Below are 22,176 nucleotides of genomic sequence, written 5' to 3'. Positions count from 1 at the left end.
GACATGTCGGAGGAAATCCTGGACCCCACCCTGCTGAGTCTGCTCGCCTGCCCCCAGGACAAGGGCCCCCTGCAGCTGGTCCACACCGCCACCGGTGACACCGTGCTCTACAACCCCCGCCTGCGCCGCGCCTACCCGGTCGACAACGGCATCCCGGTGCTCCTTGTCGACGAGGCCCGCGACGTCTCCGACGACGAACACACCCTCTTCCTCACCCAATCCTGATCCCCCCGCCGCCCCTTCCATGACGGCCCGCTGACCGGGCTGCGTCCCGCCGTCGGCCGGCTCGCGCGGTCGCGGTGGCGGCCGCGAGTATGGCGACCGGATCGGCCGCGACCCTGCTGGTCGATATCGGCTCCAAGCTGATGCATGCCCGAGGCTCGCGCAGCGTGGTGCTGGGTCCTGGTTTCTGGGTTTTCGCCGTTGCGGCGATTGTGGCCGTGGGGGCACCGCAGTCGCATGTCATGGCGGGGCAGCCGCAAGGTGGGTCGCTCGGCCCCAAGCGTTGTACCGCAGCCGCAGGGATGGCAAGGGCAGCAGCAGGGTTGGGTAGCGGTGCCGCAACAGGGGACACCGCCGCAGCAAGAAGGGGGACCGCTGGCCAGTAGTGGTGGGTTCGGTACTGCCGGTGGATGTCTCGGGCGGGGTCAGCCCTGCTGGGGGAGATCGCCGGTGAAATAGCGTTGCAGGGTGGGGCCGATGATGGTGGCGAGGTCTTCGACCGGCATGGAGGCTATGGGTTCCAGGCGGAGGATTTTGCGGGTTACCAGGAGGCCGGCCAGCTGGGAGGCGGCGAGGGCGGCGCGTTGGGCGCCGGTGCCGGGGGGTGAATCGACCAGGGGGCGAATCTCTTTCAGGACTATTTCCAGGATGAAGGTGCGTGCCAGGGTGGGGTCGTCGCTGGCGAGGAGACTGCGGAAGGCGGCTACGGCGGGCATGCCGACGGGGGAGTCCCAGATACCGACGACGGTGCGGATGATATGGGCGCCAAGGTTTTCCACGGGGACGGCGGCGAAGCCGGCGAGGATGGTCTGGGGGTCGACGGGGAGTTGCAGGGCGGCGGCGAACAATTGGTGTTTGGTGCCGAAGTAGTGGTGTACCAGTGCGGGATCCACTCCGGCCGCGGTGGCGATGGAACGGATGGAGGCGCGGTCGAAGCCGACTTCGGCGAAGCGCACCCGGGCGGCGTCCAGAATCGCCTCCCGGGTGCCGGAATTGCCCGGACGCCGACCGCTGCGGGTCCCGTTGCCTCCGCTCACGCCGCGTGTCTCCCGGTCATGCGGTGCGCCGGCGTAGGGTGGCCGCGCCCAATCCCAGTGCGACGGCGGCGAAGACGGCCACGATCAGCACATCCCGCCACATCTGCCAGGTGGCCCCGGTGTGCGTGGACACCTGCTCCAGCGCGTCGACGGCGTAGCTGAGCGGCAGCACATTGCTGATCGCCTCCAGCCAGCTCGGCAGCTGACCGCGTGGCACCAGCAGGCCGCACAGGAAGAATTGCGGCAGCACGATCACGGGCATGAACTGTACGGCCTGAAACTCGGTGCGCGCGAACGCGCTTGCCAGCAGGCCCAGCGCGACCCCGAGCACCGCGTCGACCACCGCGATCAGCACCACCAGCCCCGGGCTGCCCGCCGCGTTCAATCCGAGCAGCCAGAACGCCACCAGGCAGGCCACCGCCGCCTGCACCGCGGCCGCGATGGAGAACGCGGTCCCGTACCCGGCCAGCAGGTCCATCTTGGACAGCGGCGTGGTCATCAACCGTTCCAGCGTGCCCGAAACCCGTTCGCGCTGCATGGCGATGGCGGTGATGAGGAACATGACCACGAACGGCAGGATGCCGAGCATGGTGATGCCGACCCGGTCGAACAGCCGCGGCGCGCCCGGCATGGTCGGATAGTTCTTGTACACGAAATACAGCAGCGTCATGAGCAGCGCGGGCACCAGCACGATCATGGCGACCGTGCGCCTGTCGGCGCGCAGCTGGCGCAGGATGCGCACGGTGGTGGCGGTGTAGCAGCCCAGTGGCCGTGGGCCCGCGGGGCGTGAAAGTGTCGCGGTCACAGCTCTTCTCCCATCCGGATCAACTTGAGGAAGGCGTTCTCCAGACTGGATTCGCCGGTGTCGGACCGCAATTCGGCGGGCGTGAGCTGCGCCAGCAGCCGGCCTTCCCGCATGAGCAGCAGCCGGTCGCAGTGCTCGGCCTCGTCCATGACGTGGCTCGAAACCAGCAGTGTCCGGCCCTGCTTCGCGAGCGCCTGGAACTGCTCCCACAGGTCGGCGCGCAGTACCGGGTCGAGGCCGACCGTCGGCTCGTCCAAGACCAGTAGCTCCGGATCGGCCACCAGTGCACAGGCCAGGGACACGCGGGTGCGCTGCCCGCCGGACAGCTCGTTGCCGCGATACCCCGCATGACTGCTCAAACCCACGGCGGCCAGCGCCGTTTCGACGTCGGCGGACGAAGCCCCGTACAGCGCACCGAAATACGCGACATTGTTGGCCACGGTGAGGTCGTCGTAGATGCTCGGATCCTGGGTCACGTACCCGACCCGCCGCCGCAGCCCGCGCGATCCGGCCTCCTCACCGAGCACGGACACCGACCCGGATTCGATGATCTGTGTCCCGACGATGCTGCGCATGAGCGTCGTCTTCCCGCACCCCGACGGCCCCAGCAGTCCGGTGATGCTGCCCCGGGGAACGGTCAGGGAGATGTTCTGCAGAACCTGATGCCCGCCGCGCCGCACTTCCAGGTGCTCGATGGCGATGGCGTCGGTTGTCGTCGCTGGTGCCGTCACGGGTCACCCTCAATTCATCGAGTGTTGAATTCACTACGTGATGAATTGTGCGCTCATCCGGGGCCCGGGGGCAAGACCCCGCTGCGTGTCGTTTTCCGGCGTGGCGATCCGGTCGTATCTGACCGATTCCGCTGACCAAATCGTGACGAATCACGCGAGGTCGGCCAGTCCGGGCGCATTCCGGCGGCGGTCCATCCAGAATCGCCGCATGCGTGTACTTCTGACCGGCGCAGCCGGATTCATCGGCTCGCACATTCACCGCGCGGCACTGGCCGCCGGACACGAGGTCGTCGCGGCCGACTTCATGCTCGCCGCCGCCCACGGATCCGCCGCCGTGCCCCCGCCCGGCATCGCCCGGGTGGACGTGCGCGACCCGGACGCCCTCGGCGATCTCCTGCACGGCATCGACGTCGTCTGTCATCAGGCCGCCGTGGTCGGCGCGGGCGTCAGCGCCCAGGACGCCCCGGCCTACGCCAGCCACAACGACCTCGGCACCGCCGTGCTGCTCGCGGCCATGCACCGCGCCCACTGCCGCCACCTGGTGCTGGCCTCCTCGATGGTGGTCTACGGCGAGGGCCGCTACGTCGATTCCGCGGGCGTGCTCGCTGAGCCGGCCCCGCGCACCCGCACCGATCTCGACAACGGCCGCTTCGACTACCGCGGCCCCGACGGCCGTCCCCTCACCTGGGCGCCCATCGACGAGGACGCGCCCCTGCGTCCGCGCAGCCTCTACGCCGCCTCCAAGGTGGCCCAGGAGCACTACGCCATCGCCTGGGCCGCGACCACCGGCGGGACCGTCACCGCACTGCGGTACCACAATGTGTACGGACCCGATATGCCCAGGGACACACCATATTCCGGGGTCGCCGCCATCTTCCGCTCCGCACTCGAGGCAGGTGAGTCCCCGCGCGTGTTCGAAGACGGCACGCAGGCCCGCGATTTCATTCACGTCCGCGATATCGCGGAGGCCAATGTCGCCGCCCTCGAACACCCGCTCGGCACGTTCACCCCGCTCAATATCGCCTCGGGCACCCCCATCACCATCGGCGAGGTGGCCGCCACCCTGGCCCGCGCCTGCGGCGGCAAACAGCCCGTGGTGACGGGCGACTACCGCGCCGGCGACGTCCGCCACATCGTGGCGAGTCCCGAACGCGCACGCCGCTCACTGGGTTTCGTCGCCGCCGTCACCCCGAGTCTGGGGCTCGCCGAATTCGCGACCGCGCCTTTACGCTCCGCCGCCGGGAACGGAGCCCCCACCTGGCGGTGAATTCGGCTGCGGCGACTACCAATTCGTCAGGATCAGGTGGTTGACGAGCAGCGCCCCCGCCGCCTGCGCGGCGAGCCAGAAGCGCGTGCTGTGGCGGGGGAGCAGCGCGGTCGCCGACAGCGCCCACACATCGAACGGCAGCCAGATGCGTTCGGTCTCGGCCTTGCTCAGCCCGCTGATGTCCGCGATGAGGATGGCGGTGATCCCGGCGGCGGCCAATAGCGCCGCCGGATCGACATGGGAGCGCCAGCGCGAGAGCCAGTTCCGCCACGGCTGCACCGGCAGGATCTCCAGTTCGACCAGCACCCGGCTGCCCGCGGCGGCGGTGGCCAGCCCCACCGCGCACACCGTCGCCGCGAGATTGCCCCAGACCCAGTACGAGTAGGGCCGCTCGCGGGCAATGCCCTGGTAGTAGCGCTGCACCACAAGGTGATAGCCGGTCAGCCACCAGAATCCCGCCGCCGCGAAGACTGCCACCACCGCCAGCGCACCCGCGAGCGCCGGCAGCGCGGGCCGCAGCGACCGGGCCAGCAGCACCGCCGCGGCCGGAATCACCATGAGCACCAGGCCGTAATTCAGGAAAATGGTGAACCCGAACAGCACTCCGGACGCCAGCGCGAGCAGGGGCCAGCCGCGCTCCAGCCGGGTCGCCAACGCCAGCAATGCCACCGCCCAGGCGCCCACCCCGGCGAAGAGCCCGTCCGCGGAGACCGCGATCCAGATGACCGCGGGCATGAGCGCGAGGAAAGGCGTTGCGGCCCGGGCCCGATGCTCGGACCCCAGCGCCCGGATGGCGAACGGCACCGCCGCCGCGGCACTGGTCCCGGCCAGCACGCACAGCAGTCCCGCCCAGGCTCCGCCGCCCAATCCGATCCGGTCCAGCAGCACGAACACCAGCAGCGCGCCCGGCGGATGCCCGGACACGTGGGTGGTCCACGAATCGGGCTGGAAATCCAGGATGCGCCCGGAGAATCCGCGCAGCATGGCCCCGATGTCGTGCACTCCGCCGACCTCGTGCAGGTACTCGTCGCGGGTGGTGAGCCGCCCGGCGAAGCCGCGCTGCCAGCCGTCCACCATGGCCAGTGCGAACGCCCACGCCGTCGCCGTCGCCCACGCCGCCAGCAGCAGTCGTCCCCACGACAGCCGCCGTGCCAGATCGGGGCCGAAACGCACCACGGCCACGGCGAGGGCGACGGCCGGCACCGTGCCCCACCCCAGATGCGGCAGCCAGTTACCGAAGATCGGCGCGGCCCCGGCGTAGAGCCGATCCCGCCAGGGTTTGCCCTCGATTCGCGGAAACGCAAAGGCGGCAAAGACCAACAGGAGAGCCGCGAGCGCGCAATAGCCGTCGACACGGGTGGAGACGTAGCGCGCGACCCGGGTCGCGGAAGCGTTCGCCATGCCGGAAACCCTAGGCTCCGAAAACCGCCGGAACTGTCCGGATCGCCATTTCTCCTGGTCTTGTCATACTTTCGTCATGCGTGTCCCGGGGCCGGAAGACCCCGATTGGCCGTACGGTCGAGGCCATGACCGAGTTGGACTCCGTACCCGGGGTCACGGTGGTGATCCCCTGCCGGGACGAAGCGGAAGCGCTTCCCGGCGTACTGTCAGCAATTCCGGTGGGCTACCGGGTGATCGTGGTGGACAACGGCTCCACCGACGGCACCGCCGAGGTCGCGCGTGCCGCCGGAGCGACCGTGGTGACCGAATCGACCCCCGGCTACGGCAGCGCCGTGCACGCCGGCGTCGACGCCGCCCGCACCGAACTGGTCGCCGTCCTGGACGGCGACGGCTCCCTCGATCCCGGCGAACTTCCACGGCTGGTGGCCGAATTCGGCCCCGACGTCGACATGGTGGTCGGTCGCCGCCGCGCGGCGGTACCCGGTGCGCAACCCCTGCATGCGCGAATCGGCAACTGGGCCTTCGCCTTCCGGCTGCGGCGCCGCTACGGCCTGCCGGTGCACGATATCGCCGCCATGCGGGTGGCCCGCCGCGACCGCCTGCAGGCGCTCGGCCACCTGCACGCCCGCTCCGGCTATCCACTGGCCCTGCTCACCGGTGCGGCCCGCGCGGGCTGGCTGGTGCTGGAGCGCGACATCACCTATCGGCCGCGGACTCACGGCGAGTCCAAGGTCTCCGGTTCCTGGCTCGGCACCGTGCGTGCCGCCCGAGACTTCTGGAGCGTGCGATGAACCCGACCGATGTCCCCGCCACCATGCTCGTGGTGGCCAAATCGCCCATCCCCGGATTCGCCAAAACCCGTCTCACACCGCCGTTCTCGCCGGTCGACGCCGCCTACCTGGCGGCCTGCGCCCTGCTCGACACGCTGGACGCGGTGCGCGAGAGCGGCATCCGGCACAGTGTCGTCGCCTGGACCGGCGACCTCGACCGCGCCGAGCGTTCGGTCGAACTGGCCGCCGCCCTGCGCGAGGTGACCGTGGTGCCGCAGCGCGGCGACAGCTTCGGCGAACGCCTCGCCAACGCCCACGTCGATGCCGCCGAGTTCGGTGTCCCGGTGCTGCAGATCGGCATGGACACCCCGCAGGTCGACGCCGACCTGCTGAACCGCTCGGCCGCGCGCCTGGTGGCCACCGGCGACACCGTCCTCGGCCCCGCGGCGGACGGCGGCTGGTGGGCCCTCGGTCTCCCCGAGCCGCGCCCGGCGCACCTGCTCACCGACGTCCCCATGTCGACCCCCCGCACCGGCGAGCTCACCGCAACAGCCCTGCGCCACAGCGGATTCCGGGTGCACTCCCTCCCCACCCTCACCGACGTGGACACCTACGCCGACGCCGTCTCCGTAGCGGCCGTGTCCCGCGGCCGCTTCAAATGCGCCGTCGCCGACCTGGTGACCGCGAAAACCCCCGCCCCACTCTGAGATTCGAGCTTGGAAAGGAGCCCGCGGTGGCCGCCCGAACCGGCCCCGCCGCGGACGCCATGTCAGAACCCACCGCACCGCCCGATAAACCCGTACTGCCCGGCGGGCCAGTCCAACCCGGCGGAAAAGTCCAGTCGGGCGGGAGAGCTCAGCCCGGCGTGACGGCCCAGCCCGCTGGGGCAGCTCAACCCGCTGGGGCAGCTCAGTCCGGCGGGGCAGCTCAGTCCGGCGGGGCAGCTAAACCCAGCGGGACGGCCCAGTCTGGTGGGACAGCTCATCGTGACCCGGTCGAGGGGGCCGGCCGGATCGAGGGGACCGGGCCGCTCCAACTGTTGCTGCCGGTCGCGCTTTCCGATCGGCTGAGTCCTGCCCGCTCCACGGCCGTGGCCGCGCGGACGGGCATTGCCCTCGGCGTCGGCATCACCATCCTGTTCGTGACCGGCCTGATCAGCCACCTGATCCAGCATCCGCCGGACTGGTTCTGGTGGCCCGCGCATCCGGTGTGGCTGTACCGGCTCACGCAGGGCACGCACGTGACGGTCGGGGTCATGATGATCCCGCTGCTGCTGGTGAAGTTCTGGTCGGTGTATCCGCGGTTCTTCATCAAACCGTCGTTGCGGCGGGGTCTTCCGGACGCGCTGGAGCGGCTGTCGGTGGCAGTGCTGATCGGCGCGGTGCTGTTCGAGATCGTGACCGGGCTCTTCAATACTGCGCAGTTCTACCCGTGGAAGTTCTTCTTCACCACCACACATCACGCCATGGCGTACGTGGCCTTCGGTGCGGTCCTGGTGCATCTGGCGGTCAAGCTTCCCGTTGTGCGGCAGGCGCTTTCGCGCCCGATCGACGACCCTGTCCCGAATACCGAACAGGCCGGAGAATCGGAACGCGCGCAGCCGGGTGTATCGCGGCGCGCGGTGCTCGCCGCGGCCGGGCTGGGCACGATCGTGGCGGGCCTGGCGGTGGCGGGCCAGTCGATCCCGTTCCTGCGCTGGGTCTCCCTGCTCGCGCCACGCAGTGGCGAAGGCCCGCAAGGTGTTCCGATCAACCGGACTGCCACAGCCGCTGGAGTTGCCGAGACCGCCCGCTCGCCGCAGTACGCGCTGACGGTGAAAGTCGGTGGCCGCGAACACAGTTTCTCCCGCGCCGACCTGGAGGCCCTGCCGCAGGCCGACAGCGCACTGCCCATCGCCTGCGTCGAAGGCTGGAGTGCGCAGGGCCACTGGTCCGGTGTCCGCCTGCGCGACCTGCTGGCCCGGGTGGGCGAATACGGGGGCGGCGACGTACGTTTCGTGTCCCTGGAGACGACCGGCATCTACGGTTCGTCCGTCCTGCCCCGCACTCACGTGGTGGATGCCGCCACGCTGATCGCCCTGCGCCTCAATGGCGAAGACCTGGCCCTCGACCACGGCTACCCCTGCCGCCTCATCGCACCCAGCCGCCCGGGCGTCCTGCAGACCAAATGGCTGAAATCGATCGAGGAACTGTCATGATGATCACCCGAATCCTGCTGGGCGCGCTGGGCATCGGCCTGGCCGCGTACGGCGTCGAACTGCTGCTGAAGATGAGCACCCCGGACCTGCGCTCGGTCGCGGTCTGGTTCATCGGCGTCATCCTCGCCGAGAACCTGGTCTTCGGCCCGGCCGCGGCCCTCGCCGGCGCGCTCGGCCGCCTCGTGCTGCCCGCCCGCTGGTGGCCCGCCTACGCCGTGGGCGCGTTCATCAGCCTGGCCCTGATACTCATCGCCGTCCCGGTGTTCGGCCGTGAGGGCGCGGTCCCCGGCAACGCCACCATCCTGGACCGCGACTATACCGTCGGCCTGCTGGTCGCGCTCGCTGTAGTCTGGGCGGGGGTAGCCGCCTACCTGCTGTTCACCGCCCGTCGGTGGTCAGCAGCGGCAGCCGGACCTCGAATCGCGCACCGTCGGAACGATTCTGCGCGGTGATGTCCCCGTGGTGCGCCGCCACCAGCCCGGCGGCAATGGCCAACCCCATGCCGCTGCTGCTGCCGAGTTCGGCCGCGCCGGGGGAGCGGGCGGAGCTGCCGCGGTACGCGACCTCGAAGATGCGCGGCAGATCGGCTTCGGAGATGCCGGGCCCGGTGTCGTCGATCCGGGTCCAGGCGTGCCCGTCGTCGGCGCCCGCCGAGATGTCGATGCGCCCGCCGGGCGGGGTGTGCGCGATGGCATTGGCGACCAGGTTGGTCAGCACCCGGCCCAGCGCCCGATCGCTGCCCGCCACCACGATCTTGTCCTCGGGTTGCGTTGCGGCCAGGGTGATCCGAGCACGTTCGGCCGTCGGCCGGTTGGCCGCCAGCACCTCGTCGATGAGCTCGCGCAGATCGACCGGCTCCATCTGCAGCCGCAGCGCCCCCGAATTGATCTTCGACATCTCGAACAGGTCGTCCACCATCGCGGAGAGCCGATTCGTCTCGCGCACAATCTGGTCCGCGTACCGCTGCACATCCTCGGGACGCGACACCACCCCGTCCAGCAGCGCCTCGCCCATGGCGCGAATCCCCGCCAGCGGGGTGCGCAGATCGTGGCTGACCCAGGCCACCAGCTCGCGCCGGGACCGTTCCGCCGCGCGCTCCTGCTCGAGCATCTCGCGCTCCCACACCGTGGCGCGGGCCTGCTCGCGGCCGAGCAGAATAGCCGCGGGCACCGTGACGGCGGTGACGACGGCCAATACCACTGCCGTGCGCTCGAATTCGGCCCCGAACATGAGCCCGCTCACCGCCACCACCCCGCACAGCGTGGCCAGCGTCGGAATCAGCACCAGCACGGCCATGCTCGTGGTCATCGCGCGATTGCGGGTGTAGCGCAGCAGCAGTGCGCCGATCACCACCACCGGCAGCGTTCCCGCCAGCGCGTACCCGATCAGCCCGGGTGTATCAGTCGGCACCGGACACCTCCTCGGTTCCTGGATCGGTGCCGAGATCGGCGCGGCCCCAGGCATATCCGCGACCCCACACCGTCTCGATCCGATGTGCGGCGCCGAGTTTGGCGCGCAACCGCTTCACGTGCACGGTGACCGTGGACAGGTCGCCGAAGTTCCAGCCCCACACCTCGGCCAGCAACTCCTGCCGGCTGAAGACGCGCCGCTGGTGCGCCAGCAGGAAGGCCAGCAGATCGAATTCGCGCGCGGTCAATTCGACCGGCATCCCACCGGCCACCACGGTCCGCGCCGCCCGGTTCAACTCCACCCCGTCCCCGCGCAGCACCTCGTCGGCCACCGGCTGCGGATGCGTGCGCCGCAGCACCGACGCCACCCGCAGCGCCAGCTCGCGCGGACTGAACGGCTTGGTCACATAGTCGTCCGCCCCCGCCTGCAGCCCGACCACCCGATCGTCCTCCTCGCCGAGCGCGGTCAGCAGAATGATCGGCGTCTCCGGATGCGCGCCCGCGCGCACGGCCCGCGTCAGATCGATCCCATCCGGCGGCGGCATCATCACATCCAGCACCGCCAGATCGATCTCGTTCCGGGCCAGCACGGCTGCGGTCGCAGGCCCGTCCGCGGTCTCGACCACCTCGAGCCCGTCCCGCTCCAGATACCGCCGCACCACCTCGCGCACCACGGGATCGTCATCCGCCACCAGAATCCGCATCTCCCCACCCTAGGCGGCGTCGAACCGCGAATCACCTGGTCCGAGCCATTCCCGCAGTCGCCGTCACAGTTTCGTCACCACCCCGCGCGACGGCGCCCGGAACGCCCGTGCGATGGGTGCGAGTGGGCATCGAACGCGCCCCGAGCCGGCCGCGGCCGCCGAGCTCCGCGTGGTCGCCGCGGTCACGGTATCGGGGCGGCCGATCGCCTGGCTGGCGCGGTGCTGGGCGCACCGAGCGCGGGATCGGCCGGCGGCCGGGCGCAAGCGGCGGCCGGAGCCGGGCGGCTCTACGCTCTGGACGTGACCAGCGATATGTCCGGCCCGGCCGGCGAGGTCGAAGCGGAAGGCGGACAGGTCCGGGCCTCGACCCTGGAACTGTTCTTCGACCTCGTCTTCGTCTTCACCATCACCCAGCTCGCCCACGCCTTCACCCACCATCCCGGCTGGTCCGAGCTGGGGCATGTGGCGCTCATGTTCGCCATCATCTGGTGGATGTACAGCGGGTACGTCTTCCTCACCAATGAGGTCGCCCCGAGCAATTCGTCGCGCCGCACGTTCCTGCTCATCGGCATGTTCGGCTTCTTCGTCATCGCCCTCGCGATTCCGAGTGCGTTCCAGGGTTCCGGGCTGGCCTTCGGGCTCGGGTACTTCGTGATCAACACGGTGCACAGCGTCATGTTCGCGAGGTCGGGCAGCCGGGGGGCGAGCTCCGCGATCCTGCGTCTCGCGCCGCTCAATGCCGTGTCCGCGGCGCTGGTACTGGCGGGCGGCATCGCCGAGGGCTGGGTGCGCGCCGTGCTGTGGATGATCGCGGTCGCGGTGCAGGTGGTCTCGCCGTACCTGGCCCGTACCGAGGGATTCGTCATCCGCCCCAGCCATTTCTGCGAACGCCACGGTCTGGTCGTGATCATCGCGCTGGGCGAATCGGTGGTGGCCATCGGCGCGAACCTGACCGGTATGGACCTCACCGTCGGCCTGGTCGCGACCGCCGGCCTCGGCCTCACCCTCGGATATGTGCTGTGGTGGGCCTATTTCGGCTTCGACGACGAGCGCGGCGAGCACCGGCTGCGGGCACTGCGGGGCCCGGCGCAGATCCGCACCGCGGTACTCGCCTACGGCTATTCACTGTTCGTGCTGGTGCTCGGCATCATCCTGACCGCGGCCGGCATCTCCATGACCATCGGGCACGGCAATCAGCCCGCGAGTAAGGCCGCGGCACTGGCGCTTTCGGGCGGCGTGGCCCTGTTCCTGCTGGGCCAGTGCCTGTTCCGGCTGGCCCTGGGCATTCCCCGCCCGGGTCTGCGATTCATCGCCGCGATCGCCGTCCTGGCCACCGCGCCGATCGGCATCGCCTGGGTGGCCTGGGGACAGCTCGTGATCCTGATGCTGGTCGCCTACGGCTTCGTGATCGCAGACGACCTGCTCCGACTCCGATCCGGGGAGCGCAGCGCGTACCTGCAGGACATCTCGGGGTTCGGGCACCGGATCATTCGCGACGGCGATCGCTAGCCGCGCTCAATCCCGTTGCGGCAGCGCGCAACCGTCGGGACCGCAGGCCTCGCCGTCCGCGACGATCTCGAGCTCCGGCGCGTGATCGCTCCACGCCCGTTCCAGCGCCTGCGCGAACACCTCCGACGGTTGCGCGCCCGACACCCCGTACTTGCGGTCGAGCACGAAGAACGGCACGCCACGCGCGCCCAGCTGGGCGGCCTCGGCCTCGTCGGCACGCACCGCGTCGGCGTAGGCCTCGGGATCCGCGAGCACCTCGCGTACGGCGGCCTCGTCGAATCCGGCCGCCACCGCGACCCGAACCAGTCGTTCGGTATCTCCGAAAAGCGGCTCCTCCTCGGCGAAGTTGGCCGTGTACAAGGCATCCAGCAGCTGCTCCTGCTTGCCCTGCTCGAGCGCGAAGTGCAGCAGCCGATGCATGTCGAAGCTGTTCCCGAAGTCCCGTCCCGAGGTCAGGTAGGGCAGCCCGACCGCCTCGGCCTGCGCCGCGATGCCGCGCTCATTGGCGGCGGCCTGCGCCTCGCTGATGCCGTACTTCTCCGCGATGTGCGGCACCACCGCGTCGCTGTGATCCCGGGGCAGTGTCGGGTCCAGCTCGAAGGACCGGTGCACCACCGACACGGCATCCCGATGCGGGAACGCCTCCAGCGCCTCCTCGAAACGCCGCTTGCCCAGATAGCAGAACGGGCAGTTGATATCGGTCCAGATCTCGACCTGTACGGCCATCACACCTCACACTCCGACGCTGTTTCCGCAGGCCGGATGGTCCGGCCACCCCTCTGCCAACCGGCGACCGGGCCCGAATGTTCCGCTGTGACCCAGTTCACAATGGCGGGTTGTCACGTTCCGCGGGGCTGTCCTGTCTCATGCCCGACCCAGCAGGAACGAGCCCCACGGAGCCGACCATGAACGCCACCACCAACACTCACCGAATCGTCGTCCTCGGCGCCGGCTACACCGGCATGCTGGCCGCCATCCGCCTGGCCCGCCGCACCCGCAAGCTGGACGCCCACATCACACTGGTGAACCCCTCGGAGCGCTTCACCGAGCGGCTGCGCATGCACCAGATCGCCGCCGGGCAGGAACTGGCCGACCATCGCATCCCCGAGCTGCTGGCCGGTTCGGGAGTGGTCTTCCACCGCGCGGCCGTCGTCGCCATCGACGCCGAAGCCCGCGTCGTCACCCTCGACGACGCCACCGACCTGCCCTACGACACCCTGATCTACGCCCTCGGCAGCACCACCGACACCTCGATCGTGCCCGGCGCCGACCACCACGCCTGGACCCTCAACGATCCGCGCCAGGCCCGCCGCTTCTCGCACCGGCTCACCGAAATCGCCGCTGCCGCAGGCACTGTCACCGTGGTCGGCGGCGGTCTGACCGGTATCGAGGCGGCCACCGAGATCGCCGAATCGCACCCGGGCCTGACCGTGACCCTGATCAGCGCCCAGGAACCCGGACACATGATGGGCGACAAGGCCCGCGCGCACCTGAACCGCGCCCTGGACCGGCTCGGCATCGTCCGCAAGGTCGGTGTGCAGGTCGCCAAGGTGCTGCCCGATGCCGTGCGCCTGACCACTGGCGACCTGATCGCCTCGGACCTGACCCTGTGGACCGCGGGCGTGAAGGTGTCGCCACTGGCCGCCCAGGCCGGAATCGCCGTGGACGAGCGCGGATCGATCGTCACCGACACCACCCTGCGCTCGGTCTCGCACCCGGAGATCCTGCCCATCGGCGACGCCGCCGCGGTGCGCATGCCCTTCGGCGTCCTGCACGGCACCTGCCAGAGCGGCATGCCCACCGCCGCCTACGCCGCCGACAGCCTGGCCCGCCGGCTGCGCGGAAAGACCGTGAAGCCCTTCCGTTTCGGCTACATCCACCAGCCGGTGAGCCTGGGCCGCAAGGACGCGGTCATCCAGTTCACCGAGGCCGACGACACCCCGCGCCGCTGGTACCTGAAGGGCCGCGCCGCCGTCGTATACAAGGAGCAGGTCAGCGGTAGCCCGGTGCCGGTGTACAAGATGAGCAGGCACATGAACATGCAGGTGCAGTTCGCCAACGGCGGCCGTGCCACCCGCGCGATCGCATGCTGAGAACGACCCGAACTTCTCTCCGGTTCGCGTCCGCCCAGGTAGCCGGGATGTCGATGCGACATCCCGGCCCGTCGATGGATTCATTTCGCAAGACCCGGTAGGTATGAGTCCCATGCAGGACCACACGCCCGACCAGCCCGTACCCGCTGCCCGGCAGGACGATTCGATCGATCCCTTCGTCGCCCACCGCAGGCTGCTGTTCGGCACCGCGTACCAGATGCTCGGCACCGTCACCGACGCCGAGGACGTCCTGCAGGACGCCTGGATCAAATGGCACGAGGTGGACCGGGACACGGTCACCCACCCCAAGTCCTATCTGGTCCGCACCGTCACCAATCTGGCGCTCAACCGCCTCACCTCGGCGCGCGCCACCCGCGAGACCTATGTCGGGCCGTGGCTGCCCGAACCACTGCTCACCAGCACGGCCGACGCCGCAGAGGAGACCGAGATGGCCGACACCGTGTCGACCGCCATGCTGGTCGTCCTCGAAACCCTGAGCCCGGTCGAGCGCGCGGTCTTCGTGCTGCGCGAGGTCTTCGGCTATTCGCATGCCGAGATCGCCGGTTTCCTGGGCCGCCCCGAGGCCACCGTCCGCCAGATCTCGCATCGCGCCCGCTCCCATGTGCACTCGCGCCGCCCGCGCTTCGACACCGATGTTTCGATCCGCTCGGAGATCACCGAGAAGTTCATGGCCGCGGCCCAGGGCGGAGATGTCAACGCGCTCATGGAACTGCTGGCCCCCGACGTGACGCTGTGGAACGACGGTGGCGGCAAGGTCACCGCCGCCCGCCGCCCGCTCTACGGTCCCGACCATGTGGCTCGCTGGATGCTCGGCGCCATGGCCAAACCGATCAGCGCGGGCATCCGCCTCGAATCCGCCTACATCAATGGTGAACTCGGCGTGCTGGCCATGATCGGCGACTACCGCGTGGGTGCTCTGACCTACGACATTCGCGATGGTCACATCGAAAACATTCGCTTCCAGGTGAATCCGGACAAACTGGCCGGTATTCAGCAACAGGGTGGCGGCGAATAGGTCACCGAATCGGTCGGTCGACAGGAATCCGGTGTCGCGGCGATAGCGGTCCCGTACTGTTCGGCGCTCGTCGGGGGCATCCGCTCCCGTTTCGACACCGCTATTCTGAAAGGGATTTCGTAGTGATCGGTTATACCAAGCGCCGTGCGGCGCGACACATTCTGCCCTGGGCCGCCGCGGCCTTCATCGGTGCGAGCAGCGCGCTCGCCGGTCCCGCGGTCGCCGCGCCGGTGCTCCACACCGCCTGCGCTGCCAGCGAATACGAGAACGTGAGCGGCGCCTGCGTGCCGCGCCCGGAGCAGTCTCCCACGGTCCCGGACGGGGCTACCGCCCGCTGCAAGGACGGCACCTACAGCTTCAGTCAGCACCGCAGCGGCACCTGCTCGCACCACGGCGGCGTCGCAACCTGGCTCTGACCACCGCTTCGGCTCCGGCGACGCGGTAACGGGCCCCGCACGGCCGTCCCGGCACTCCGGGCGGGACGGCCGTGCGGAACAATAGGTCGGCGTGAGTGCCGAAGAGCTTGCCGTCGAACCACTGTGCGCCGCGCGGCGCCTGCTCGGCAGCACGCTCTGGTCCGGTGCGGTGGGCCTGCGCATCGTCGAGGCCGAGGCCTACGGGAGCGACCCCGCCGGCCCGTGGCCCGACCCGGCCGCCCATTCCGGCCGCGGCCGCACCCCGCGCAACGCGGTCATGTTCGGCCCGCCCGGCGTGCTGTACGTCTACTTCAGCTACGGCATGCACACCTGCGTGAACGTCACCAGCGGTCCCGACGGCGTCGCCAGTGCCGTCCTCGTCCGGGCCGGGGAGATCATCGCGGGCCACGATCTCGCCCGCACCCGCCGCCCCGCCGCCAAAACCGACGCCGACCTGGCGCGTGGCCCCGGCAATGTCGGCAGCGCCCTCGGAATTCGCCTGGACGACTACGGAACTCACCTCTTCGACCCGGACGCGCCGATTCGCTTGGAACTCGGCCCCGAGATCACCGATCCCGCTGCCGTATCCGCCGGTCCCCGGGTCGGGGTGAGCCTGGCAGCCGATCGTCCGTGGCGCCTGTGGCTGCCGGATTCCCCGGCGGTGTCGACCTACCGCCGCAGCCCGCGCGCTCCCAAGCTGGATCGTTCCGCCTAGTCCGGATCGTCCGCGCGCCGGGCGGAATGCGGCGCACCGGAGTCCGTATCGGCGGGCGGACCGGAGGACTACGGTGAACGGATCGACAGCTCACCCTAGGTGGAATAGCCCATGTTCGAACGGTTCACCGACACTGCCCGCCGCGCCATCGTGCTGGCCCAGGAGGAGGCCCGCCTGCTCGGGCACGACTGGATAGGAACCGAACACCTGCTGCTCGGCATCCTGCACGGCGGTGATCCGATCGCCGGGCAGGCCCTCGCGGACGTGGGCCTGGACCTCTCCGGCCTCCGCGAGCGGGTGAACCAGGCGGTCGGCGTCCAGGAGAACAGCGCCCCCGCCGGGCACATTCCCTTCACACCCCGTTCGAAGAAAGTGCTGGAGATGTCGCTGCGCGAGGCAATGCGCCTGCAGCACAACCATATCGGCCCCGAACACCTGCTGCTGGCCCTGGTCGCCGAGGGCTCCGGCGTGGCCTCGCAGGTCCTCATCAGCGAGGGCGCCACGACCGACGACCTCCGTGACCGGATCGACGCCCGCATGGCCGCGAGCCCCGGCCCGACCGGCGCACCCTCGGCCGAAGCCGAACTCCGCCAGCGCATCACCGAACTCGAACACCGGGTGGCCGAACTCGAACGCCGCCTGGACGGCCCCGGCACCGGGACCGTCCTCGGCGACATCATCGGGTAGCTCCGGCTACACGCTCAGCGGTACCGCCCGGGCGGCTCGCTCCCCGGCCGCCAGCACTGCGGAAACCGTGGCGCGGGCGGAGGTTTCACCGGTACCCAAGGCCCAGGCCACGCCATCGTCCGTCCGGTACTCCAGGTAGGCGACGGCCGGATCGACTCCGGCGCGGTCCACGCTCTGATGTGTCACCGACAACACCTCGACCGAGAACCCACGCCGGCCCAGCAGACCGATGGCGTCCTCGACCGTCGCGTCGGCGGGGATACCCGAATCGGCCGGGCTCCCCGCGTAGGTCGCGGTGAACAGCTCCCACAGCGTCCGCGCCGACACCTCGGTCCCGGTCCGGTCGGTGTGGTGCTGCACGTGGCGGGCGAAGTCGATCTGCAGGCGGCGCGGCAACTCCAGGCCGTACTCGGTCTCCAGCAGGTACGCGATCCCGCCCTTGCCGGACTGCGAATTGACCCGGATCACCGCGTCGTAGGAGCGGCCGACATCGGCGGGATCGATGGGCAGATACGGTACCTCCCAGGCGATTTCACGTTCGGGCTGCCCCAACCGGGCCGCGCGCTCGCGATGCTCGGCGAACCCCTTCTTGATCGCGTCCTGATGCGTCCCCGAATACGCCGTGTACACCAGATCACCCGCGTAGGGATGGCGTTCGTGCACCGGCAGCCGCGTGCAGTACTCGACGGTCCGCCGCACGTGGTCGATATCGGAGAAGTCGATCATCGGATCCACGCCCTGCGCATGCAGATTCAACGCCAGCGTCGCCAGATCCACATTGCCCGTGCGCTCCCCGTTGCCGAACACGCACCCCTCGACCCGCTGCGCCCCGGCCAGCACCGCCAACTCCGCGCACGCGATCCCGGTGCCGCGATCATTGTGCGGATGCACCGACAGGATCACGCTGTCGCGACGCGCCAGGTTCCGGTGCATGTACTCGATCTGATCGGCATACACATTCGGCGTCGCCACCTCGACCGTCGCGGGCAGGTTCAGCGTCACCGGCCGCTCGGGCGTGGCGTCCCACAGGGTCGTCATGCGGTCGCAGACATCCAGCACGAAATCCGGTTCGGTCAGCATGAACACCTCGGGCGAGAACTGGAACCGGACATTCGGCATGTCCCCGGCCAGTTCCAGCACGTCGCGCCCGCCGGCGGTGATCAGCTCGGCCAGCTCGTCGCGCGTCTTGCCCAGCACCACATTCCGCCAGGTCGGCGCGGTGGCGGTGTACATGTGGATGACCACATCATTGAGAATGCCGTGTACCGATTCCACGGTCCGCTCGATCAGATCCCGGCGCGCGGGGGTGAAGACAACGATGGTGACGTCCTCGGGAGCCAGCCGCTCGGCCCCGATCAACCGCACGAAATCGAAGTCGGTCTGCGAGGCGCTGGGATAGCCGACCTCGATCTCCTTGTAGCCCATGGCCACCAGCAGTTCGAAGAACCGCCGCTTGCGGTCGGGATCCATCGGCTCGGCCAGGGCCTGATTGCCGTCGCGCAGATCCACCGGCACCCACAGCGGTGCGGTCGTGATCCGGTTGGCGGGCCAGGAACGTTCGGTCAGCGGCACCGAAACCCGTTGGTACACATCGCGATACCGATGCGAGGGCATGACGGACGGCTGCTGACGATTCCAGCTCGGGGGAGTGCTCACGGGAGATTCGCTTTCGCGTCGGAGGAGGTGACCGGCGCAGCACAGCGAGCCCGCTAGCGGGGTGCCGGTCGGTCAGACCCCGCCGCGGCGGTGAAGGAGAAGCAGGGCACCCAGAAGCATGGGGACTAGACTAGAGGGGATTCACTCCTCAGACAAGTAGAGAGGCCGAGCAATAGTGGCGCAGGTACAGAGGCATCCGCTCGCCGCCCAGGCCGCCGAGGTCCTGCTCTCGCGAATTCGTGCGGGGGAGTGGCAGCTGGGCCACCGTCTCCCCGGCGAGACCACGCTCGCCGCCCAGCTCGGCGTCGGCCGCTCGACGCTCCGCGAGGCCATACGCGAACTCGCAGGTAGGGGCGTGCTCGAAAGCCGCCAGGGCGCGGGCGTTTTCGTCACCGCCCTGGATGTCGCCGAGGACTGGGACACGGTGCTGCGCCGCTCGGACATCGTCACCGTCATCGAGGCCCGCATCGCCATCGAGGCCGAGGGCGCGGCCCTGGCCGCTCGCCGCCGCACCCCCGCCGACATGCGCGCCATGCTCCGCGCCCTGGCCGCCCGCGCCGAAAGCGGTGACTCCGTCGAGGGATTGGTCGACGCCGACACCGCCTTCCACCGCACGGTCGTGGCCGCCGCCCACAACGACATCCTGCTCGAGCTGTTCAATGCCTTCGTCCCGCGCTCGCGCCACGCCATGATCGACATGCTCCGCATCCGCCCCATGCGCGATCCGGCCACCGACCACGACGCGCACGAGCACCTCTACGACGCCATCCGCGCCCGCGATCCCGAGGCCGCCGCCACGGCCAGCCGCGTCCACCTGACCGCGCTCAAAGCCGCCTTCGAGCCCTAGCCAAAAAATTCTCCCGAGCGGCGATGAGTTTCCGCGACGGCCCCCGTCCTAGTGAGCAAGCGAGTTCGACACCGAACCGACAAGCCCCGGAAGGACATTCGACATGACCGCCATCGCCGCCACCCCGACCGTCGCCATCACCGCCACCCCGAGCAAGCTCCGCAACCGCGTGCTGTGGACCCTGCAGATCGTGCTCGGCCTGTTCTTCATCGTCGCCTCCGGCCTGCCGAAGTTCGCGGGCCAGGCCGACGCCGTCCGCGTCTTCCACCAGATCGGCTGGGGCGACTGGTTCCGCTACTTCACCGGCCTGGTCGAGGTGTCCGGCGGCATCGGCCTGCTGGTCGCCCGCCTGAACGGACCCGCCGCCGCGGGCCTGTCCATCACCATGGTGTGCGCCGCCGCCACCCAGGCCTTCGTCCTCGGCTCCCCGGCCCTGGCGGTGTTCCCGCTCATCCTGGTCGGCGTCTTCGCCTGGATCGCCTATGAGCGCCGCGCCTCCTTCTCCACCTTCACCAACCTGGTGAAGTGACCCCGGATAGTCGCTCGACCCGCAGCCCGTCGCCGACGAAACTCGGCGACGGGTTTCCTCGTATGTCACGCGCCAACTGATTTCGTTGCGACCGGGGTAACTCGTCGGGACGGCCAAATTGTTTCGGCTCTCCACCGGCGGCCGCATGCAGTACTGGCGACGGAACCGAGGCCGGGCGAAAAAGTCGCGGAGAGGCGGAATGGAAAGATGGGGACCGTGAGCGGCGACATCATCGATGAACTGACCTGGCGCGGGTTGATCGCGCAGTCCACCGACCTGGACGCCCTGCGTGCGGCCGCGGCCGAGGGCCCGATCACCCTGTATGCCGGGTTCGACCCGACCGCGGCCAGCCTGCACGCCGGACACCTGGTTCCCCTGCTGGCACTCAAGCGCTTCCAGCGCGCCGGCCACCGCCCGATCGTGCTGGCCGGTGGCGCGACCGGTCTCATCGGCGACCCCCGCGACGTCGGCGAGCGCACCATGAACTCCACCGACACCGTCGCCGAATGGGCCGGCCGCATCCGCTCCCAGCTCGAGCGATTCGTGGATCTGGACGGCCCGAACGCGGCGATCATCGCCAACAACATGGACTGGACCGGGTCGCTGAGCACGGTCTCGTTCTTGCGGGACATCGGCAAGCACTTCTCGGTGAACGTCATGCTGGCCCGCGACACCGTCAAGCGCCGACTGGAGTCGGACGGCATGTCCTACACCGAGTTCAGCTACATGCTGTTGCAGGCCAACGACTTCCTGCAGCTGCGCCGCGAATACGGCTGCACGCTGCAGGTCGGCGGTTCCGACCAGTGGGGCAACATCATCGCGGGCGTGGAGCTCAACCGCCGGGTCGACGGCGAGCACGTGCACGCCCTCACCGTCCCGCTGGTGACCTCGGCCGACGGCAAGAAGTTCGGCAAGTCCACTGGCGGCGGCAGCCTCTGGCTGGACCCGGATATGACCAGCCCCTACGCCTGGTACCAGTACTTCGTGAACACCGCCGACGCCGACGTGGTCCGCTACCTGCGCTGGTTCACCTTCCTCTCCCGCGAGGAACTCGACGAACTCGAGAAGGCGACCGCCGAGCGCCCCTTCGCCCGTGAGGCCCAGAAGCGACTGGCCGCCGAGATGACCACGCTCGTGCACGGCGAGGCGAACACCCATGCGGTGCAGCTGGCCAGCCAGGCCCTGTTCGGCCGCGGCGATCTGCGCGAACTCGACGAGTCGACGCTGTCGGCCGCCCTGGCCGAATCCGCGGTCGACGGCAAGGTCGCCGAAGCGACGGGAACCTCCACCATCGTGGATCTGCTGGTCGACTCGGGTCTGTGCGAGGGCCGCAGTGCGGCCCGTCGCGCGGTCAACGAGGGCGGCGCCGCGGTGAACAACGAGAAGGTGTCCGATCCGGAGTGGACCCCGTCCGACGCCGACTACCTGCATGGACGCTGGCTGGTGCTGCGTCGCGGCAAGAAGAACTTCGCCGGCGTGCGCCGCGCGGCCGACTGACCGGTTCGCCGATACCGAAACAAGATCGAAATGACCTGGGTCACAAACCAGTGGCCCAGGTCGCCGATCGCCCCGGTCAGCAGCCCGTTTACCAGCGCAAACGACTTCGCGACCAGCGGATTTGACCTCGCGTTATCCGCCGCGTAACTTAGTCCAGGTCAGAGCGACACGGACACCGACCGGGACCGAAACGCCCAGCTCAGAGGCTGGAAATCATCGGAAGCGGATACGAGGTTGGACGAGGAGCGCCGGACATGAACACGCCAGCCAGAAAATTGGCCCTTGACTCTACGGAGTCTCGCGGCTAGGCTGGAAAAGTTGCCTCGCAGGACATCCAATCAACTTTGGATCGATTGCTTGTGCGTGTGTTCTTTGAGAACTCAATAGTGTGTCGATGAATGTCAGTGCCAAATATTTAATTTGGTTCCGGCCTCACACCCCCCGTGTGCTGGGGTCGGACATTTAAGTCAGCTAATTTCCAGCTGGCGTTTATATCGCTAGGTTTTCGGACTCTGCGAACATTCTTCTGATTGGCTCCTTCGGGAGTGGATCGAGAGTCTTCAACGGAGAGTTTGATCCTGGCTCAGGACGAACGCTAGCGGCGTGCTTAACACATGCAAGTCGAGCGGTAAGGCCCTTCGGGGTACA

At 69.2% G+C, this 22,176-nt stretch carries 23 protein-coding genes and 1 rRNA gene; 16 read left to right on the top strand and 8 right to left on the bottom strand.

Annotation, left to right across the window (positions count from 1 at the left end):
- Nucleotides 1-3 precede the first annotated feature (3 nt).
- A complete protein-coding gene (locus ACFXHE_RS37355) occupies nt 4-225 on the top strand; it encodes a Trm112 family protein (RefSeq protein ID WP_379389404.1) in 222 nt (73 codons plus the stop codon).
- A gap of 422 nt (nt 226-647) precedes the next feature.
- Here the strand turns inward: ACFXHE_RS37355 and ACFXHE_RS37350 are convergent, their stop codons facing one another.
- From ACFXHE_RS37350 to ACFXHE_RS37340, 3 genes are read right to left on the bottom strand one after another with little or no spacing between them, the layout of a single operon-like run.
- Nucleotides 648-1,259, bottom strand: a complete 612-nt coding sequence (locus ACFXHE_RS37350; protein ID WP_379389402.1) for a TetR family transcriptional regulator — start codon at nt 1,257-1,259, stop codon at nt 648-650.
- A 16-nt stretch (nt 1,260-1,275) separates the two neighbouring features.
- The gene (locus ACFXHE_RS37345) at nt 1,276-2,064 is read right to left on the bottom strand and encodes an ABC transporter permease (protein WP_379389400.1); all 789 of its coding nucleotides are present in this window, start codon (nt 2,062-2,064) and stop codon (nt 1,276-1,278) included.
- Complete coding sequence (locus tag ACFXHE_RS37340) at nt 2,061-2,795, bottom strand: ABC transporter ATP-binding protein (RefSeq protein ID WP_379389398.1); 735 nt, start codon at nt 2,793-2,795, stop codon at nt 2,061-2,063. Before ACFXHE_RS37340 ends, ACFXHE_RS37345 begins: the two co-directional genes overlap by 4 nt.
- 208 nt (nt 2,796-3,003) lie before the next feature.
- Here ACFXHE_RS37340 and ACFXHE_RS37335 point away from each other — a divergent pair, with 208 nt between their 5' ends.
- Nucleotides 3,004-4,062, top strand: a complete 1,059-nt coding sequence (locus ACFXHE_RS37335; protein ID WP_379389396.1) for an NAD-dependent epimerase/dehydratase family protein — start codon at nt 3,004-3,006, stop codon at nt 4,060-4,062.
- Between the two features lie 15 nt (nt 4,063-4,077).
- Here the strand turns inward: ACFXHE_RS37335 and ACFXHE_RS37330 are convergent, their stop codons facing one another.
- Nucleotides 4,078-5,463 (bottom strand): hypothetical protein, encoded by a 1,386-nt coding sequence (locus tag ACFXHE_RS37330; protein WP_379389394.1) that lies wholly within the window; start codon nt 5,461-5,463, stop codon nt 4,078-4,080.
- A gap of 125 nt (nt 5,464-5,588) precedes the next feature.
- On the opposite strand from ACFXHE_RS37330, the gene ACFXHE_RS37325 reads away from it, so the two are divergent.
- From ACFXHE_RS37325 to ACFXHE_RS37310, 4 genes are all read left to right on the top strand, one after another.
- Nucleotides 5,589-6,254 carry a glycosyltransferase family 2 protein gene (locus ACFXHE_RS37325; RefSeq protein ID WP_379389392.1) on the top strand — a complete coding sequence of 222 codons (666 nt, stop codon included), beginning with the start codon at nt 5,589-5,591 and terminating at the stop codon, nt 6,252-6,254.
- Complete coding sequence (locus ACFXHE_RS37320; RefSeq protein ID WP_379389390.1) at nt 6,251-6,940, top strand: DUF2064 domain-containing protein; 690 nt, start codon at nt 6,251-6,253, stop codon at nt 6,938-6,940. The genes ACFXHE_RS37325 and ACFXHE_RS37320 overlap by 4 nt, the downstream gene beginning before the upstream one ends.
- A gap of 383 nt (nt 6,941-7,323) precedes the next feature.
- A complete protein-coding gene (locus ACFXHE_RS37315) occupies nt 7,324-8,430 on the top strand; it encodes a molybdopterin-dependent oxidoreductase (protein ID WP_379389388.1) in 1,107 nt (368 codons plus the stop codon).
- Nucleotides 8,427-8,882: a hypothetical protein gene (locus ACFXHE_RS37310; RefSeq protein ID WP_379389386.1), complete on the top strand. Its 456-nt coding sequence runs from the start codon at nt 8,427-8,429 to the stop codon at nt 8,880-8,882. The genes ACFXHE_RS37315 and ACFXHE_RS37310 overlap by 4 nt, the downstream gene beginning before the upstream one ends.
- Here ACFXHE_RS37310 and ACFXHE_RS37305 read toward each other — a convergent pair.
- Both ACFXHE_RS37305 and ACFXHE_RS37300 read right to left on the bottom strand, forming a co-directional pair.
- Nucleotides 8,809-9,840: a sensor histidine kinase gene (locus ACFXHE_RS37305; protein WP_379389384.1), complete on the bottom strand. Its 1,032-nt coding sequence runs from the start codon at nt 9,838-9,840 to the stop codon at nt 8,809-8,811. The genes ACFXHE_RS37310 and ACFXHE_RS37305 overlap by 74 nt on opposite strands.
- A complete protein-coding gene (locus ACFXHE_RS37300; protein WP_379389382.1) occupies nt 9,830-10,543 on the bottom strand; it encodes a response regulator transcription factor in 714 nt (237 codons plus the stop codon). The genes ACFXHE_RS37305 and ACFXHE_RS37300 overlap by 11 nt, the downstream gene beginning before the upstream one ends.
- Nucleotides 10,544-10,843: 300 nt before the next feature.
- Between ACFXHE_RS37300 and ACFXHE_RS37295 the strand changes: the two genes are divergently transcribed.
- Nucleotides 10,844-12,052: a low temperature requirement protein A gene (locus tag ACFXHE_RS37295; RefSeq protein WP_379389380.1), complete on the top strand. Its 1,209-nt coding sequence runs from the start codon at nt 10,844-10,846 to the stop codon at nt 12,050-12,052.
- A gap of 6 nt (nt 12,053-12,058) precedes the next feature.
- Here ACFXHE_RS37295 and ACFXHE_RS37290 read toward each other — a convergent pair whose 3' ends face one another.
- The gene (locus ACFXHE_RS37290; RefSeq protein ID WP_379389378.1) at nt 12,059-12,778 is read right to left on the bottom strand and encodes a DsbA family oxidoreductase; all 720 of its coding nucleotides are present in this window, start codon (nt 12,776-12,778) and stop codon (nt 12,059-12,061) included.
- Between the two features lie 179 nt (nt 12,779-12,957).
- On the opposite strand from ACFXHE_RS37290, the gene ACFXHE_RS37285 reads away from it, so the two are divergent.
- The 5 genes from ACFXHE_RS37285 to ACFXHE_RS37265 all read left to right on the top strand — a co-directional run bounded on the left by ACFXHE_RS37285 (nt 12,958) and on the right by ACFXHE_RS37265 (nt 16,999).
- The gene (locus ACFXHE_RS37285) at nt 12,958-14,145 is read left to right on the top strand and encodes an NAD(P)/FAD-dependent oxidoreductase (protein ID WP_379389376.1); all 1,188 of its coding nucleotides are present in this window, start codon (nt 12,958-12,960) and stop codon (nt 14,143-14,145) included.
- A gap of 112 nt (nt 14,146-14,257) precedes the next feature.
- Nucleotides 14,258-15,181: an RNA polymerase sigma-70 factor gene (locus ACFXHE_RS37280; protein ID WP_379389374.1), complete on the top strand. Its 924-nt coding sequence runs from the start codon at nt 14,258-14,260 to the stop codon at nt 15,179-15,181.
- Nucleotides 15,182-15,303: 122 nt separating this feature from the next.
- On the top strand, nt 15,304-15,597 hold the full coding sequence (locus ACFXHE_RS37275; protein ID WP_379389372.1) for a DUF3761 domain-containing protein: 294 nt from the start codon (nt 15,304-15,306) through the stop codon (nt 15,595-15,597).
- A 91-nt stretch (nt 15,598-15,688) separates the two neighbouring features.
- Nucleotides 15,689-16,312 carry a DNA-3-methyladenine glycosylase gene (locus ACFXHE_RS37270; RefSeq protein WP_379389370.1) on the top strand — a complete coding sequence of 208 codons (624 nt, stop codon included), beginning with the start codon at nt 15,689-15,691 and terminating at the stop codon, nt 16,310-16,312.
- 111 nt (nt 16,313-16,423) lie between these two features.
- Entirely contained in the window at nt 16,424-16,999 is a 576-nt protein-coding gene (locus ACFXHE_RS37265; RefSeq protein ID WP_379389368.1) for a Clp protease N-terminal domain-containing protein, read from the top strand.
- A 6-nt stretch (nt 17,000-17,005) separates the two neighbouring features.
- Here ACFXHE_RS37265 and ACFXHE_RS37260 read toward each other — a convergent pair whose 3' ends face one another.
- The gene (locus ACFXHE_RS37260) at nt 17,006-18,613 is read right to left on the bottom strand and encodes a 2-isopropylmalate synthase (RefSeq protein WP_379389535.1); all 1,608 of its coding nucleotides are present in this window, start codon (nt 18,611-18,613) and stop codon (nt 17,006-17,008) included.
- 214 nt (nt 18,614-18,827) lie between these two features.
- Here ACFXHE_RS37260 and ACFXHE_RS37255 point away from each other — a divergent pair, with 214 nt between their 5' ends.
- The 4 genes from ACFXHE_RS37255 to ACFXHE_RS37240 form a co-directional block, all read left to right on the top strand.
- Nucleotides 18,828-19,502 (top strand): FadR/GntR family transcriptional regulator, encoded by a 675-nt coding sequence (locus ACFXHE_RS37255; protein WP_379389533.1) that lies wholly within the window; start codon nt 18,828-18,830, stop codon nt 19,500-19,502.
- A 103-nt stretch (nt 19,503-19,605) separates the two neighbouring features.
- Nucleotides 19,606-20,031 carry a DoxX family protein gene (locus ACFXHE_RS37250; protein ID WP_354848373.1) on the top strand — a complete coding sequence of 142 codons (426 nt, stop codon included), beginning with the start codon at nt 19,606-19,608 and terminating at the stop codon, nt 20,029-20,031.
- A gap of 207 nt (nt 20,032-20,238) precedes the next feature.
- Nucleotides 20,239-21,528 (top strand): tyrosine--tRNA ligase, encoded by a 1,290-nt coding sequence (gene tyrS, locus ACFXHE_RS37245; RefSeq protein ID WP_379389365.1) that lies wholly within the window; start codon nt 20,239-20,241, stop codon nt 21,526-21,528.
- 560 nt (nt 21,529-22,088) lie between these two features.
- Nucleotides 22,089-22,176, top strand: a 16S ribosomal RNA gene (locus tag ACFXHE_RS37240); the annotation flags it as partial.

It is taken from the genome of Nocardia sp. NPDC059229, assembly GCF_042754165.1.
Lineage (GTDB): Bacteria > Actinomycetota > Actinomycetes > Mycobacteriales > Mycobacteriaceae > Nocardia.
Note: the sequence above shows the minus strand (reverse complement) of the source record. Positions and strands in the feature narration are given on the sequence as shown.